Below are 15,463 nucleotides of genomic sequence, written 5' to 3' on the forward strand. Positions count from 1 at the left end.
CCTTTTGTTCACCAATAATTATCTTATAACAAGTTCAGAAGAATGTAAATTTTCAAAATTAAAGATCCATTCTAACATAATTAGAATGGATTTTTCTACTTATAAATTGGCTGCGTCGTCTTCTTCTTTACTATTATTTAAAGCACTATGTTTTCGGCTATATAAGAAGTAAACCGCAATACCGATAATCATCCATACACCAAAACTAATCCAAGCCGTCCCGGATAATTGAAGCATTAAGTATAAACAAAAAATTACCGTTAACGCTGGTAAAAACGGTACAAGCGGCGCCTTAAATGCTCTTGGTAAATCAGGATGCGTTCTTCTCATTACAATAACAGCAACAGCGACAAGTGCAAAGGCTGATAAAGTCCCCATATTTACAAGATGCGCTAACACATTTAAATCTATTAATCCTGAAATAAGTGCTGCAATAATTCCCGTTGTCCACGTATTTAAAAACGGTGTTTTAAATTTCGGGTGAACTTTAGCAAGACGTTTCGGCAACAATCCATCTCTACTCATTGCATATGAAACGCGTACTTGCCCATACATCATAACTAACATTACTGTTGTGATCCCTGTAATTGCTCCTACTGAAATTACTCCCGCTAAACTATCTTGTCCAATAAATTGAAGTGCAAAAGCGACTGGATCTGATATATTTAACTGTCCGTATGGAACAATTCCTGTCAAAATAAGCGAAACGATAATATAAAGAGCTGTACAAATTAATAAAGATGCAATAATACCAATTGGTAAATCACGTTGTGGACGTTTCACTTCTTCTGCTGCCGTTGAAACTGCATCAAAACCTATGAATGCAAAGAACACTGTAGCAGCTCCAGCCATTACACCATCTAAGCCAAATGGCATAAAAGGCGTCCAGTTTTCAGGTTTCACATAATTAAAACCAGCAAAGATAAAAATAAGAACAACCGCTAGTTTAATAAATACCATAATATTATTTACACGTGCACTTTCACGAACACCTCTAGATAAAAGAACTGTCATCACTAAAATAATTAGAACTGCCGGCAAATCAATTATTCCACCCTTTCCTGTACCAGGGGCTGAGGAGAGAATGGTAGGAATATGAATTCCAAATCCCTTTAATAAAGATTGGAAGTACGCGGACCAACCATTTGCCACAGCAGAGGTTGCAAGTAAATACTCAAGCATTAAGTCCCATCCAATTAAAAATGCGAATACTTCTCCCATCGTCGCATATGTGTACGTATAGACACTGCCTGAGACAGGAACTGAAGAAGCAAATTCAGCATAACAAAATGCAGCAAAGGCACATGCTAACGCGGCTATCGCAAATGATAATATAATAGCTGGTCCAGAATGTTTCGCTGCTACCACGCCCGTTAGAACAAAAATACCTGTTCCAACAATTGCCCCGATTCCAAGCATCGTTAAATCTAGTGCGCCCAATGTTCTTGCTAACGTCTTTTGTTTACTCTCTTGCATTAACTTTGCAATAGGCTTCTTTTGAAAAATTTGCTTCATAGCATGCTCCTCCAAGTTTTAAATTTTCTGAAAATTTTTAATTTGCTTTTTTATTTTACTCATAGCACTTTTCCCAGTCAATACTTTTGTCGAAATAAGTAGAAACTCTTATGAATATGCACGATTTTTATCATTCTTTCTATATATCTTTCTATAACTTTTTTTGGTATTATTATACATGTCGATTCCATAAAAAAGGCATGCTCTGTTATTGAGCATGCCTCTTTTTACTTATTTCACAGTATATGATCCCTCTTCAATCCAGCTATACATATATTTTTCATCTTCTGTTTCATGTGCTTGTTTTACAATACGAAGCGGACGGAATGTATCTATCATAACAGCTAATTCAAGCGTTTCTTTTTTCCCTATACTCGCCTCTGTTTTCCCAGGATGTGGTCCGTGAGGAATGCCGCTCGGATGAAGTGTAATAGACCCTTCCTCCACACCTTTTCGACTCATAAAGTTACCTTCTACATAGTACAGTACTTCATCACTATTCACGTTACTATGATAATACGGTGCCGGAATAGATTCTGGATGATAGTCATATAAACGTGGTACGAAAGAACAAATAACGAAATTGTGACCCTCGAACGTTTGATGTACTGGAGGTGGCTGATGAATACGACCTGTAATTGGTTCAAAATCCTCTACATTAAAGACCCAAGGATATAAATAGCCATCCCAACCAACAACATCTAACGGATGATGTCCTAAAACATGTTTATGCATATAGCCCCTCGACTTTGTCATTACGACAAACTCACCTTTTTCATCATACGTCTCTAATTTTTCAGGACCACGAATATCTCTCTCACAAAACGGGCTATGTTCTAACAATTGTCCATACTCATTACGATAGCGACGCGGTGTTGTAATTTGACTATTTGCCTCTACAACAAGAAACTTAGTCTCTCCTTCATCTGGAATAACACGATAAATCGTTCCAATTGGGATTGTTACATAATCACCTTTTCGATAATGAATCGTTCCAAACATCGTTTCAATTTTTCCTGTTCCGTAATGGACAAACAACATTTCATCGCCATCACCATTACGATAGAAATAATCCATTTTTTCTGTTGGGCTCACCACTCCAATTAATAAATCTTCATTTCCAAGTATAAAGTTTCTTCCACTTACTGCATCACCACTTTTTTTATTTTCTTTCGTGCGAAAGTGACGATGAGAAAGAGCAACATCTTCTTCATATTGCAACTGACAAGAGTGGGATAATGCCGCATGCCCTACTTCCGTTGGCATATAATGATGATACAAAATAGACTGCGTACCAGAAAAACCTTTTGTTCCCATTACCTGTTCACGATAAAGCGACCCATCTTTTTTACGGAATTGTACATGTCGTTTATGAGGTAGCTCCCCCATGTGACGATAAAACATGCTCATCACCTGCTTCCCTTTCTATTTTGACCGTATTACATAATGTACCTAAACCAGTAATCGTAAGTTCTACCACATCACCATCTTGTAGCCACTCTTCTGTGCCTAGTTCTAAAATGCAACCTGTTCCTACTGTTCCAGAACCAATCACATCGCCTGGATATAACGTAACGTCTTCCGAAGCACGTTCAATCATTTCAGCAAATGTATAGTAAATATCTCGGAAGTTCCCTTTTGATAATAGCTTTCCATTTACATGAGCAGTCATCTCTAACTCATAACGGTCACCATTACGATAAATATCTAGTTCCTCTTTCGTAACAAGGTACGCTCCTAATGAAGTTGCAAAATCTTTTCCTTTCGCTGGACCAAGTCCTACCTTCATTTCTGTTGCTTGTAAGTCCCTTGCACTCCAATCATTCATAATACAATAACCCAAAATATATTCCTCTGCTTGCTCACGAGAAATATTTCTTCCTTCTTTCCCAATTACGCAAGCAATCTCTAACTCATAATCAAGTTTTTTAGATTTCTTCGGACTAATTACAACATCATCTGGACCAATTACAGCACGATGGTTCGTAAAATAAAAAACCGGGATATCGTACCATTCAGGTACAACATCTAACCCTCTTCGGCCACGTGCCGTTTTTACGTGCTGTTCAAATGCATAAAAATCCCTAATACTACTCGGATTAGGAATCGCTGCTGCTAATTGCACTTCCTCTAAAGAATATATGCCCTTTTCCGGATTATTAATATTACGCAACACTTCTACATACTCATCCGCTTTCTCTAAAAAGGCGAACATAGAAGAAGGTAATTTTCCACCACTAGCAAGATTCATATCGATTACTTTGTCACCTTCAAGCCATCCAGCTCGCATTTCTTTTGAAGGAAGACGAAATGTAACAAATTTCATCATGATTCCTCCTTATGAAAATGAAATTTCCACCAGCAAAAGAATTCCTGCTGGTGGATATAAATTTTATAAATTTCCGCGACGCTCTTGTTCTCTTTCAATTGATTCAAATAACGCTTTAAAGTTTCCTTCTCCAAATCCACGAGACCCTTTACGCTGAATGATTTCAATAAATAAAGTTGGACGATCTACAATTGGTTTCGTAAAGATTTGTAGTAAATAGCCTTCATCATCGCGATCTACTAAGATCTTTAATTCTTTTAACTTATCAATTTCTTCATCAATTTTTCCAACTCGTGCAGTTAATTCATCATAATAAGTATCTGGTGTATCTAAAAACTCCACACCATTTGCACGAAGCGCCTCTACTGTTTTAACAATGTCATTTGTTAGTAAAGCAAGATGCTGTACACCTGCTCCATTGTAGAATTCTAGATATTCTTGAATTTGTGATTTTCGCTTTCCATCTGCTGGTTCGTTAATAGGGAACTTAATACGACTTCCATTTGTCATAACCTTCGACATTAATGCTGAATACTCTGTACTAATATCATCATCATCAAAATGGATCATTTGTTTAAAGCCCATAACGTTCTCGTAATAACTAACCCACTCTTCCATCTTTTCAACATTACCAACTACATGGTCTACAGCAATTAAACCTGACTCTTCAAATGGAATATCAAACTCAGCCTTTTGGAATCCTGGCATAAATGTTCCTTTATAATTTTTACGCTCTACAAGCGTATGAATTGTATCACCATACGTACCAATAACTGCTTTTTTCAATGTACCGTTCTCGTCTTTTAACTCTACAGGTGGAGCAATTGCGACTGCACCACGTTTCACCGCTTCCGAGTATGCTTTATCAACATCGTCAACAAGTAACGCCACATCTTTCACGCCATCACCATGAGTCTTTACAAATTCTGCAATACGATTGTCGCTACTTAAAGCCCCAGACACAACGAAACGCATATTTTTTTGCACAAGAACATAAGATACTTTTTCACGATTACCAGTTTCTAATCCAGAGTAAGCCACGATTTTGAATCCGAATGCTCTCGCAAGGTAATAGCTTGATTGCTTTGCATTTCCTACGTAAAATTCCAAATGATCTACATCACGTACTGGAAAAAAGTCCTCCATTTGTGCAGCTAGCGTATCCATAGATTTTTGTTTCATAAAATCCTCATCCCCCTGTAAATAGATTAAATGGTCCATACTTAAAACCAACCGAAAACGCTTCCAACATCAATTAATAGAAATTAGTTAGCAAGCTAACAAATTCTGACCTTTAAAATTTTCTATCTTTTCTGTCAAATTCCTCTTTTTTTCTTACATATAAAATTCGACTTTTTTCTCTTTAAAATAAAGGGAGACTATTCATACTTGGATATATAGAAGAAAATAAAAAAGACCCCAACATATTAATTACTTACTAATATGCTAGAGTCTTTATTTTTTTTGAATAATTGTATTTATATGTCTCATACTAATACATTTGCAAGGAATAGAATAAATGATGTTAATACTATCGCTCCACCTAATGATCCTAATAAATCTGTTTTTGTTACTTGTAACACTTGTTCACTGTTCATATTCCTCATTCTCCTTTCATTTTGTATAATTTAAAACTTCTATTACACTAATACACTTGATAGAAATACGATTAATGCTGTTAATACTACTGCTCCACTTGCTGATCCTACGAAGTCACCTTTTGTTACTTGTAATACTTGCTCTTTCATTTTGCATTCTCCTCTCTTTTTCTCTTGTTACAAAACTTCTATTATACTAATACGCTTGATAGAAATACGATTAATGCTGTTAATACTACTGCTCCACTTGCTGATCCTACGAAGTCACCTTTTGTTACTTGTAATACTTGCTCTTTCATTTCTTTCATTCTCCCTTCATTTGTTTTTTGTTACAAAACTTTTATTATACTAACACGCTTGATAGAAATACGATTAACGCTGTTAATACTACTGCTCCACTTGCTGATCCTACGAAATCACCTTTTGTTACTTGTAATACTTGCTCTTTCATTTTGCATTCTCCTCTCTTTTTCTTTTGTTACAAAACTTCTATTATACTAATACGCTTGATAGAAATACGATTAATGCTGTTAATACTACTGCTCCACTTGCTGATCCTACGAAGTCACCTTTTGTTACTTGTAATACTTGCTCTTTCATATTATGTATCCTCCTTTTAATAAGTTATCTATATGTAATTTCTAGGAAATGTTTATTTCATAGTTTTTATGTTGATGTTACATTAAATTTAATAACGTAACGTTTGTAACATTAATGTAACATAACTATTGTTACGTTGCAATATAATTACGTAAATTTTATTACACTTTTTTTACGTTTTTTTATAAACATCCTAAAAAACCTTGATTTAATGCATTTTCTACTAACTTCATATTTGTAACATTCATGTAATATTACAGTCATATAACGAAACATCCCCATATCCACCTCTACTTTTGTTACAAATCAACATAAATCTTTCATTAATAAAGTGGAATCTATCAAATTCTTACTGATAGTTCATGAGAGGTAAAATACAATCTTTCCAAGATAAGTTTATATGTTTCCTCCATATAACTATGTATAATAAAAGCAAAGAGGTGGTCATTTTGAAATTAATCGCATTAGATATGGATGGTACACTACTATCATCTAATCTTGAAATCTCCAACGAGAACTTACAAGCTATCCAAACTGCAAAAGAGGCTGGTCATATAGTTATGATTTGTTCTGGTCGTGCAAAAGAAGATGCTTTAAAATTATTGGAAGAATATAAACTATCTCTTCCGGTTGGAGCGAGCAATGGGGCAATTGTTTATGTGGATGGAAAAGTAATTAACTCGCGTTGTTTACAAAACGATAAAGTATACAAGCTTGCAAAATTACTAGAATCTGAAGGTTTTCCTTATAAGCTATATACGAATAAAGGAGTTTATTCTCCATATACATGGCAAGATCAAGTCATGCAGGCGTTCGAAGAGAACAAGCATGCACTAGATGTTACACTTGAGGAACTTGAAAGAATTACAGAAAAACAAAAGAAATCAAACTTAATTACTGATTTCCAAAAAATCGAAGATGTTGTAAATAATCCAGAATTAGAAATATCTAAATTCTTCATTTTGACGTTTAACGCAGAGCATCGTACACAGCTATTAAGCGTGCTACAAGAAGACACCGATATTTCAGTTACAGCATCCGCTCCTACTAATGTAGAAATTATGGATAAGCATGGTCATAAAGGAAACGGTCTACAAGAAATGGCTGCTTATTTCAATATACCAATTGAAGATACTATTGCGATCGGGGACAACTTTAATGATGTGCCCATGTTACAAGTAGCTGGCTTATCAGTTGCAATGGGAAATGCTGAAGAAGATGTAAAAAAACTATGTGATGTTGTCACATTAACAAACAATGAACATGGTGTTGCTCATGCAATCGAGCAATTTGTATTGAAACAAACTTCATCTAGTAAATAAAAAAAGGACTCTTTCAACTTCTGAAAGAGTCCTTCTCTTTTATACATGATGACAAGCAACAAAATGCTCTTCACCAACATTACGGAATTCCGGTACCGTTTGTTTACAAATATCTGTTGCAAACGGGCAACGTGTATGAAAGCGACAACCTGAAGGTGGATTCGCTGGACTTGGAATATCACCCTCTAGTATAATTCGCTCTCGCTTCACTGTTGGATCTGGTATTGGCACAGCGGATAACAATGCTTTTGTATACGGATGAAGTGGATTTATAAATAACTCATCACGTGGCGCTGTTTCCACAATCGTTCCTAAATACATAATTCCAATCTTCGTACATAAATGCTCTACTACGCTTAAATCATGTGAAATGAATAAATAAGATAGTCCCCTTTTCTCCTGTAACTCACTAAATAAATTAATGATTTGTGCTTGAATAGATACATCTAGTGCTGCCACAGGTTCGTCAGCTACAATAAATTCTGGATTTAATACCATAGCTCTTGCGATAACGATACGTTGACGTTGTCCACCAGAAAATTCATGAGGGTACCGGTCAATATGATATGGGGCTAAACCACATAAATCTAATACTTCTGTCACCTTCTCACGAACATTTTCTTTCGTGGCTAATCCGTGAGCTAACATCGGCTCACCAAGCGCTTCCCCAATTCTCATTCTCGGATTTAATGAGCTAAATGGATCTTGGAAAACAAGTTGCATATTAGGACGATGTTTTCTCAATTCTTCCTTAGATAAAGAGTGAACATCTTGCCCTTTAAACTTCACTTCCCCTTCCGTTTTTTGGACGAGACGTAAAATTGTTTTTCCTATCGTCGTTTTTCCGCTTCCCGATTCACCAACGAGGCCGAACACTTCACCTTTATTAATAGTAAAACTTACCCCATCAACTGCTTTTACATGTCCAACCGTTCTACTAAATATGCCGCCTTTAATTGGAAAATATGTTTTTAAGTTTTTTACTTCTAGTAATGGTTCACTCATTGTTCCGCACGCTCCTCATATAACCAGCAAGCAACTTTATGATTCTCATCATGTACATTCAAACTTGGCGCTTCTTCTTTACATATTTCCATACAATGCTCACAACGGCCGCTAAAGTAGCAAAACTCATCTAAACCAACTAAATTAGGAACTTGCCCTGGAATAGAATATAGTTTATCTATTCGTTTACCCATCACTGGTTTTGATTTCAACAAACCTTTCGTATACGGGTGTTTCGGATTTTTGAATATCTCTAGTACTGGGGCTTCTTCAATAACTTTCCCGCCATACATAACGACAACGTAATCAGCCATTTCTGCTACAACGCCTAAATCATGTGTAATTAATAAAATTGATGTTTTAAATTCCTCTTTTACTTGTCTTAATAAGTCTAATATTTGAGCTTGAATCGTAACATCAAGAGCCGTTGTCGGTTCATCAGCAATTAATAACTTCGGATTACAACTAAGTGCAACAGCAATCATAATACGCTGTAACATTCCACCACTCAGTTCGTGCGGATAAGAATGGACAATTTCATCAGCACGAGCTATGCCTACTTTACGAATTAACTCAATTGCTTTCTTATACGCTTCGTTTTTACTAAGTAATTCATGCTCCCTTAACGTCTCTACAATCTGTTCCCCTACAGTGAAGACCGGATTCAGCGATGTCATCGGTTCTTGGAAAATCATCGCAATATCATTACCTCGTAAACTACGAAGCTCTTTCTCTTTCATTCCTAAAAGACTTTTTCCTTCATATAAAATATCTCCACCTACTACACTGCCTGATTCAGCAATAAGTCCCATAATAGATAAAGCCGTTACACTTTTCCCGCAACCAGATTCACCTACAACACAAACAGTTTCACCTTCTCGAACTGTAAAACTAACATGATTCACAGCTTTTACTGTTCCTTCTTCTGTCTGAAAGTGTGTTTGTAAGTCTTTCAACTCTACTACCGCTTTACTCATATTCCCTCACCTACCGTCTCATCTTTGGATCTAACGCATCACGAAGTGCATCACCAAGTAAATTAATGGATACAACTGTTATAAAAATTGCAAAACCAGGCGGAATCCATAACCACGGACGCTTTTGAAAATCAATTAATGAGTTCGCTGCGCTAATCATATTCCCCCATGACGGTGTAGGTGGGACGACTCCGAGACCTAAGTAGCTTAGTGCGGACTCCCCTAAAATAGAACCTGCAACACCTAATGTGGATACAACAATTAATATTGGTAAAACATTAGGAATTAAGTGATATATAATTTTCCGGTAATCTTTTATACCTAGCACATCAGCAGCTTGCATAAATGCTTGCTCTCTAAGTGATAAAATTTGACCTCTTACAAGCCGTGCAAGCCCCGGCCATCCTACTAAACTTAAAATAATCATAATGACATACAAACGATAATCAGACGGTACTTTCCACTCTGATAAAATCGCACCCATTATAATAAGTAGCGGTAATCCTGGCATCGACATTAAAATATCGGCAAGACGCATAATAATATTATCAACGATGCCACGATAAAAACCTGCAATAGCCCCTAATACAGCCCCTAGTATCACTGATAAAACCATTGAAGCTAGGCCAATCGTTAATGAAATTCGTCCCGCTTGCATAAGTCTCGTTAAAATATCTCTCCCTAATTGATCTGTACCAAGCCAATGAGAAAAACTAGGTGGTTTATTAATTAACGCAACTTGTATTTTCCCTGATGCATATGGTGAAAAGAACGGACCGATAAAACAAAATATAAACATAAAAATTAATGCATACAATCCTACGAGCGCCATCTTATTTTTCTTTATCTTTTTAAGAGCTTGTCGCCACGGTGATGATTCATTTTTCCTTCTCTTTTTTTCTTTCTTCTCTGCAATCGCTGTAACAGTTTCCATCTCGTTTCCCCCCTTTACTTCAACCGAATGCGTGGATCAACAACTGCATATACAATGTCTGCGAAAAAGTTTGAAACAATTGTTAAACAAGAAAGAAACATCGTAAATGCCATCAATACTGTATAATCACGGAAATTTAGTGCTTCCAATTGAATACCGCCAATCCCTGGCCAGTTAAAAATTTGTTCAATAATAATCGCTCCAGAAAACAATCCAGGTAACTCAAACGCAAGCAATGTAATAGCCGGTAAAATGGCGTTTTTTAATGCATGTTTATAAATAACAGTCTTCTCTTTTAACCCTTTTGCTCGTGCCGTTCGTATGTAATCTTGTCTTACAACCTCTAACATACTTGTTCTAAAATAACGAGTTAGCGAGCCAACCCCGAGAAGTGTCAAAATAAATACTGGTAAAATCATATGTTTTGCAACTTCTATCACGTAAGCAAATCCTGTTGAATTACTGCCAACATCAATCATTCCACCTATCGGCAATAATTTAAGATCCACTGCGAACACCTTAATTAGAAACAGACCTATAAAAAATGAAGGAAATGACATTGCTGCAAAGATACCAATTGTTACAAGCTTATCGAATAAAGAATGTTGCTTCGTCGCTGAAAATACACCGATAATAAGTGCGATTAGCCAAATAAAAAACAATGCAACAATTGCTACAATAAAAGAGTTCCAAATAAATTTATTTAATAGTGATGTTACAGGTTCTTGATATTGAAGCGAAAAACCAAAGTCTCCTTGTAACGCATTACCTAGCCAGTGAAAATAGCGTTCAACAATTGGCTTATTTAATCCGTACAATTCCCGAAGCTCTTCCGCCCTTTGCGGTGTAATCTTAGGATTCGAATCAATATAATCCCCTGGAAGAAGTGCAAACAGGAAGAAAATAACAACTGACGTTCCCAAAAGTGTAGGAATCATTTGTAACAACCTACGAACGATATACGTTTTCACCCTTTTTCTCTCCAATCTTATGCTTAAAATAGAAGAACATTTTTTCGAATCAGCATATTACTAGCCGAATGAAAAAATGTCTTCTACTTATACATTCTTCTCGTTATTTCTCAATAGACAATACTGGTGAGTTCGAACTAATACTGTCATACTTCTCAGGATCAATCCCTTTAATGTTTCCATTGTAAGCTGTGATGACTCTGCGATAATTCAATAAAATTACTGGCGGATCATCGCTTAGTTCTTTGTACAGTTCTTTGTAAATTGGTTTACGTTTCTCAATATCTACAGTTTCAATTCCTTTTTTAATTAATGCATCTACTTTTTCATTTTTATAACCTAAGGTATTATCATCACCTTCTGAGGAGTAACCACTTACAGTTTCACTTGGATCTGTTGTAATTGGTGTTGCAACTGAAGCTAAATCATAATCGCCTTTTTTCACTTTTGACAGCATCGTATTGAAATCCATAAATTCAGGATTGAACTCAACACCTAATTCTTTATAGTTCTCTTTTGCAATCGGAATAAACAAATCACCGTCTTTTGCTGAACTTGCACCATAATACGTTAATTTAAGTTTTTGACCATCTTTTTCACGAATTCCATCTGAACCAGTTTTCCATCCTGCCTCATCTAATAACTTCTTCGCTTTATCTAAATCATATTCATACTTATTGATGCCCTCTTCTGTATACGCCCAAGATGTTGGATGAATTGGAACGTTAGCTACTGTACCGTATCCTTTAAAAGCTGTATCTACATATTTTTTACGATCTAATCCATAAATAAGAGCTTGACGGACTTTCTTATCCTTTAAATACGGTTTTTTACTATTCATTCTTATATAACTAAATGAAGAAGCCGTCTCTATTTCAACATTTGCAAACTGCAAACTCTTCACTTGTTCTAAAATTTCATCCCCGTAACCTACTCCTGTATAATCTATCTCACCTGTTTGGAATAATTGGAATTTTGTATCCGGTGAAGTAATCTTATAAATAAAGTTTTGAATTTTTGGTTTACCTGCATAATAATTTTCATTTGCTGTAAAACGAACTTCCTGTCCTGGGATATATTTTTCAAACTTATATGGTCCCGCAGCTATCGGTTTCCCATATAACCCTTTTAAATAATCTAAACTAGTATTTTGCTTATATTCTTTTCCATAATAAGCTTTTGATAATACTGGACCACCTAAAGCAATTAGCGCTTGTGAGTTAACTTTTTCAGTCGTAACTTTAATTGTTTGTGGATCAACAACTTGAATTCCTTCAATAGACGTCGCTTTTCCTTCTTTATATTCCTTACCACCTTTAATTGCATATTGTGAAATATCATCGCCACCTTCATAAGCTTTATCATGTAGAAGTGATAATGTAAATGCTACATCGTCAGCAGTTAATGGCGATCCATCACTAAATTTCAAGTCTTTGCGTAAATGAAATGTATATGTTAATTGGTCTGAAGAGACATCCCATTTCTCGGCAAGATCTGGTATAGGTTTCCCTTGTTTATCTGTTGTAACAAGAGAGGCGAAAATAACCGATGTCACATTGCCATCCCAACCGTTCTCTTGAAAGTAAGGTAGGAAAACTCCCCCCGGCTTTGAGATACCAGAAATAAACGTATCTTTTCTATTTTTCGCCTTATCAGGTACTTTCGTTTTATCTGTCGCAGCAATCTTTTCAATTTTTATATTTTTTAAATCCTGCTGTTTAACTGGCTCTGTAGAAGCCGTCTCTTCCTGTCCCCCACAAGCAGATAACACAAGCGAACTACTCAGTAATACCGAAAATACACCAGCCCATTTTTTTGTCTTTTTCTTCATTGTCCCCACCCTAACTTTTTAATAGTGATACCCTTTGAACTTATTAGCTTATGTATGCCTCCCACAGCACATTTATAGCCAATCGGAAAAGTCGGTTTTAATCGTAAAAAAAATAGATGTTTTTGAGGGGTAACAATCCTATTCCGACCTTTCCGGTAGACTTTATGGTTATTAGCTTATATCGTACGTTATATTTTGTCAATTCTTTCTAAATAAATATTTTGAGAATTTTTTCAAAATTATTGTTCTATCTTTAATTTAGGTAAACTTAACAAGATACCGTTATAGTTATCTTCTTGTAATCCTTGAATGCGTGCATGATGTGCAGACACAACTTTACTATTATTTAAGAAGATTACAGGCGGATCTTCACTCAACTCCTGGTACAACTTTTTATAAATTTCTTTTCGTTTTTCAATATCTAATGTTTCTAGTGCCTGCTTCGCTAATTCATCTACTTTCGGATTATGGTATCCATCATAGTTTCGTTTACTTGTTGAAACAAACTCCTCAATTGTTCCACTCGGATCATTAATCATTGGCGTAGATACCATTGCTAAATCATAATCACCTTTTATCACTTTTGAAATCATCGTATTAAAGTCCATATATTCTGGGTTAAACTCTACACCAAGCTTTTTATAATCCTCTTTCATCACCGGGATCATTACATCATTTATTTTACTTGCAGAAGAAGCAAAATAACTTACCTTCAATTTTTGACCATCTTTTTCGCGGATTCCATCTGAACCAGCTTTCCATCCAGCCTCATCCAATAATTTCTTTGCTTTCTCTAAGTTATACTCATATTTATTAATACCTTCTTCTGTATACGCCCAAGAAACTGGCGTAATCGGTACATTAACGAGTGAAGCATAACCTTGGAAATACGTATCAACAACTTTTTGACGCTCTAATCCGTAAATAAATGCTTGGCGGACACGCTTATCTTTAAAGTATGGTTTCTTATAATTCATTTTAATGTAGCCGTAAGAGCTTCCTGTATATACATTAATATTGGCAAAACCTAAATCCTTTAACTGTTCAATCGTCTCCGTGTTTGTCGTAAAACCATCATAATCTACTTCCCCGGCTTGAAATTGTTGTAGCTTTGTATCACCTTTTGAAATTTTATAAATAAAGTGCTCAATCTTCGGTTTTCCTTCAAAATAATTTTCATTAGCTACAAATCGAACCTCTTGACCAGGAATATATTTATCTAACTTATAAGCTCCTGCTCCCACCGGCTTCCCATACAACTCTTTTAAGTACTCCAAGTGTCCTTGCTTATACTCTTTCCCGTAATAAGCTTTAGATATAACTTCTCCACCGATTAATGATAGTGTTTGAGCATTTACCTTTTCAGTCGTAATCGTAATTGTTTTCGGATCAATGACTTGAATTCCCTCAATAGAGGTTGCCTTTCCTTCTTTATACGCTTGCCCCCCCTTTATTGCTGTTTGACTTATATCAGTCGCTCCACTATAAGTTGGATCGTGTAATAGCATTAATGTAAATGCTACATCATCTGCAGTTAGTGGTGATCCATCACTAAACTTTAAACCATCTTTCAAATAGAACGTGTATGTAAGCTGATCCTCCGAAATATCCCACTTCTTCGCTAAAATTGGAATTGGTTTTCCTTCCTTATCGAGTCCAACAAGAGGTGCAAAGATAGCTTGCGTTATATTACCATCCCATCCATTCTCCATAAAATGCGGAAGGAATATCCCTCCAGGACTCGGCATTCCAACTACAAAAGTATCTTTTCTTTCTTTTGCTTTTACGGGACTTTTTACTTTGTCGCTTGCCTGAATAAATTCATCTTTTACTCTCGGTACATTCCCAGCTTCGTTTGTACTCGCTTCCTCTTGAACACATCCGGCTAGTAATACTGATACACTCAAAAATGTAGCAATTGCTCCTTTAAAAACATTTTTCATTGCACTCTCACCTTTACCTTCCTAATTTTTAACGATGTAGGAACATAGGACTCCTTTCTGTAACTATATTCATTATTCCTATAAAAATAGTATGGATTAATTTCAAGATTATTCCTTTCCTTTAAACATGTCAACCGTTCTCTTTTATTTCGTATTAAAAAATTAAAAATTCACTTCTATTCGTTCAGTATGAAACATAGAATACTAATAACCAATTATCAAAAAGGGGGCGAAAACATGGACAACCTATTCCAATACGTCCTGCACTACGTATTATTAACGATTATGATAGTCGGGGCACTATTACTATTCCCATTCTTCCCAAAGTTCGTCCTCTTTTTAGCTTTTTTTATTATGCTCGGGATCGCTATTATCATTTCAACAAGAGAAGATACGACACAAAAAGAAAACAGAGTTCAGCGTGTAAAGCTGTAACTC

The 15,463-nt window shown here is 35.7% G+C and carries 17 protein-coding genes; 2 read left to right on the top strand and 15 right to left on the bottom strand.

The window, feature by feature from the left end:
* Nucleotides 1–99 precede the first annotated feature (99 nt).
* The 9 genes from ACTFRS_RS26525 to ACTFRS_RS26565 all read right to left on the bottom strand — a co-directional run bounded on the left by ACTFRS_RS26525 (nucleotide 100) and on the right by ACTFRS_RS26565 (nucleotide 6,042).
* Nucleotides 100–1,515 (bottom strand): amino acid permease, encoded by a 1,416-nt coding sequence (locus ACTFRS_RS26525; RefSeq protein WP_000809368.1) that lies wholly within the window; start codon nucleotides 1,513–1,515, stop codon nucleotides 100–102.
* A 231-nt stretch (nucleotides 1,516–1,746) separates the two neighbouring features.
* The gene (locus tag ACTFRS_RS26530) at nucleotides 1,747–2,919 is read right to left on the bottom strand and encodes a homogentisate 1,2-dioxygenase (RefSeq protein WP_000499916.1); all 1,173 of its coding nucleotides are present in this window, start codon (nucleotides 2,917–2,919) and stop codon (nucleotides 1,747–1,749) included.
* A complete protein-coding gene (locus tag ACTFRS_RS26535; protein ID WP_242294889.1) occupies nucleotides 2,885–3,841 on the bottom strand; it encodes a fumarylacetoacetate hydrolase family protein in 957 nt (318 codons plus the stop codon). The genes ACTFRS_RS26530 and ACTFRS_RS26535 overlap by 35 nt, the downstream gene beginning before the upstream one ends.
* A 66-nt stretch (nucleotides 3,842–3,907) precedes the next feature.
* Nucleotides 3,908–5,026 (bottom strand): 4-hydroxyphenylpyruvate dioxygenase, encoded by a 1,119-nt coding sequence (hppD, locus tag ACTFRS_RS26540; protein WP_242294888.1) that lies wholly within the window; start codon nucleotides 5,024–5,026, stop codon nucleotides 3,908–3,910.
* Nucleotides 5,027–5,331: 305 nt separating this feature from the next.
* Nucleotides 5,332–5,442: a DUF3948 family protein gene (locus tag ACTFRS_RS26545; protein ID WP_139869631.1), complete on the bottom strand. Its 111-nt coding sequence runs from the start codon at nucleotides 5,440–5,442 to the stop codon at nucleotides 5,332–5,334.
* A 42-nt stretch (nucleotides 5,443–5,484) separates the two neighbouring features.
* Complete coding sequence (locus ACTFRS_RS26550; RefSeq protein ID WP_000664237.1) at nucleotides 5,485–5,592, bottom strand: DUF3948 family protein; 108 nt, start codon at nucleotides 5,590–5,592, stop codon at nucleotides 5,485–5,487.
* A gap of 41 nt (nucleotides 5,593–5,633) precedes the next feature.
* A complete protein-coding gene (locus tag ACTFRS_RS26555) occupies nucleotides 5,634–5,741 on the bottom strand; it encodes a DUF3948 family protein (protein WP_000664237.1) in 108 nt (35 codons plus the stop codon).
* A 44-nt stretch (nucleotides 5,742–5,785) separates the two neighbouring features.
* Nucleotides 5,786–5,893 (bottom strand): DUF3948 family protein, encoded by a 108-nt coding sequence (locus ACTFRS_RS26560; RefSeq protein ID WP_000664237.1) that lies wholly within the window; start codon nucleotides 5,891–5,893, stop codon nucleotides 5,786–5,788.
* 41 nt (nucleotides 5,894–5,934) lie between these two features.
* Nucleotides 5,935–6,042: a DUF3948 family protein gene (locus tag ACTFRS_RS26565; protein WP_000664237.1), complete on the bottom strand. Its 108-nt coding sequence runs from the start codon at nucleotides 6,040–6,042 to the stop codon at nucleotides 5,935–5,937.
* A gap of 449 nt (nucleotides 6,043–6,491) precedes the next feature.
* On the opposite strand from ACTFRS_RS26565, the gene ACTFRS_RS26570 reads away from it, so the two are divergent.
* Nucleotides 6,492–7,364: a Cof-type HAD-IIB family hydrolase gene (locus ACTFRS_RS26570; protein ID WP_242294864.1), complete on the top strand. Its 873-nt coding sequence runs from the start codon at nucleotides 6,492–6,494 to the stop codon at nucleotides 7,362–7,364.
* A 39-nt stretch (nucleotides 7,365–7,403) separates the two neighbouring features.
* Here ACTFRS_RS26570 and ACTFRS_RS26575 read toward each other — a convergent pair whose 3' ends face one another.
* The 6 genes from ACTFRS_RS26575 to ACTFRS_RS26600 all read right to left on the bottom strand — a co-directional run bounded on the left by ACTFRS_RS26575 (nucleotide 7,404) and on the right by ACTFRS_RS26600 (nucleotide 15,025).
* Nucleotides 7,404–8,369 (bottom strand): ABC transporter ATP-binding protein, encoded by a 966-nt coding sequence (locus ACTFRS_RS26575; RefSeq protein WP_242294863.1) that lies wholly within the window; start codon nucleotides 8,367–8,369, stop codon nucleotides 7,404–7,406.
* Nucleotides 8,366–9,346, bottom strand: a complete 981-nt coding sequence (locus ACTFRS_RS26580; RefSeq protein ID WP_000030795.1) for an ABC transporter ATP-binding protein — start codon at nucleotides 9,344–9,346, stop codon at nucleotides 8,366–8,368. The genes ACTFRS_RS26575 and ACTFRS_RS26580 overlap by 4 nt, the downstream gene beginning before the upstream one ends.
* 10 nt (nucleotides 9,347–9,356) lie before the next feature.
* Nucleotides 9,357–10,280 carry an oligopeptide ABC transporter permease gene (opp4C, locus tag ACTFRS_RS26585; RefSeq protein ID WP_242294862.1) on the bottom strand — a complete coding sequence of 308 codons (924 nt, stop codon included), beginning with the start codon at nucleotides 10,278–10,280 and terminating at the stop codon, nucleotides 9,357–9,359.
* Nucleotides 10,281–10,294: 14 nt separating this feature from the next.
* Nucleotides 10,295–11,251 (bottom strand): ABC transporter permease, encoded by a 957-nt coding sequence (locus ACTFRS_RS26590; protein ID WP_139869628.1) that lies wholly within the window; start codon nucleotides 11,249–11,251, stop codon nucleotides 10,295–10,297.
* Nucleotides 11,252–11,354: 103 nt separating this feature from the next.
* Nucleotides 11,355–13,082, bottom strand: a complete 1,728-nt coding sequence (locus ACTFRS_RS26595) for an ABC transporter substrate-binding protein (RefSeq protein WP_431085293.1) — start codon at nucleotides 13,080–13,082, stop codon at nucleotides 11,355–11,357.
* A gap of 239 nt (nucleotides 13,083–13,321) precedes the next feature.
* The gene (locus ACTFRS_RS26600; protein WP_440025699.1) at nucleotides 13,322–15,025 is read right to left on the bottom strand and encodes an ABC transporter substrate-binding protein; all 1,704 of its coding nucleotides are present in this window, start codon (nucleotides 15,023–15,025) and stop codon (nucleotides 13,322–13,324) included.
* Nucleotides 15,026–15,262: 237 nt separating this feature from the next.
* Between ACTFRS_RS26600 and ACTFRS_RS26605 the strand changes: the two genes are divergently transcribed.
* Entirely contained in the window at nucleotides 15,263–15,460 is a 198-nt protein-coding gene (locus ACTFRS_RS26605; protein WP_000369258.1) for a hypothetical protein, read from the top strand.
* The last annotated feature ends 3 nt before the right edge of the window (nucleotides 15,461–15,463 follow it).

Origin of the sequence: Bacillus cereus group sp. MYBK139-1 (assembly GCF_051916915.1) — a bacterium.
Classification (GTDB): domain Bacteria; phylum Bacillota; class Bacilli; order Bacillales; family Bacillaceae_G; genus Bacillus_A; species Bacillus_A pacificus.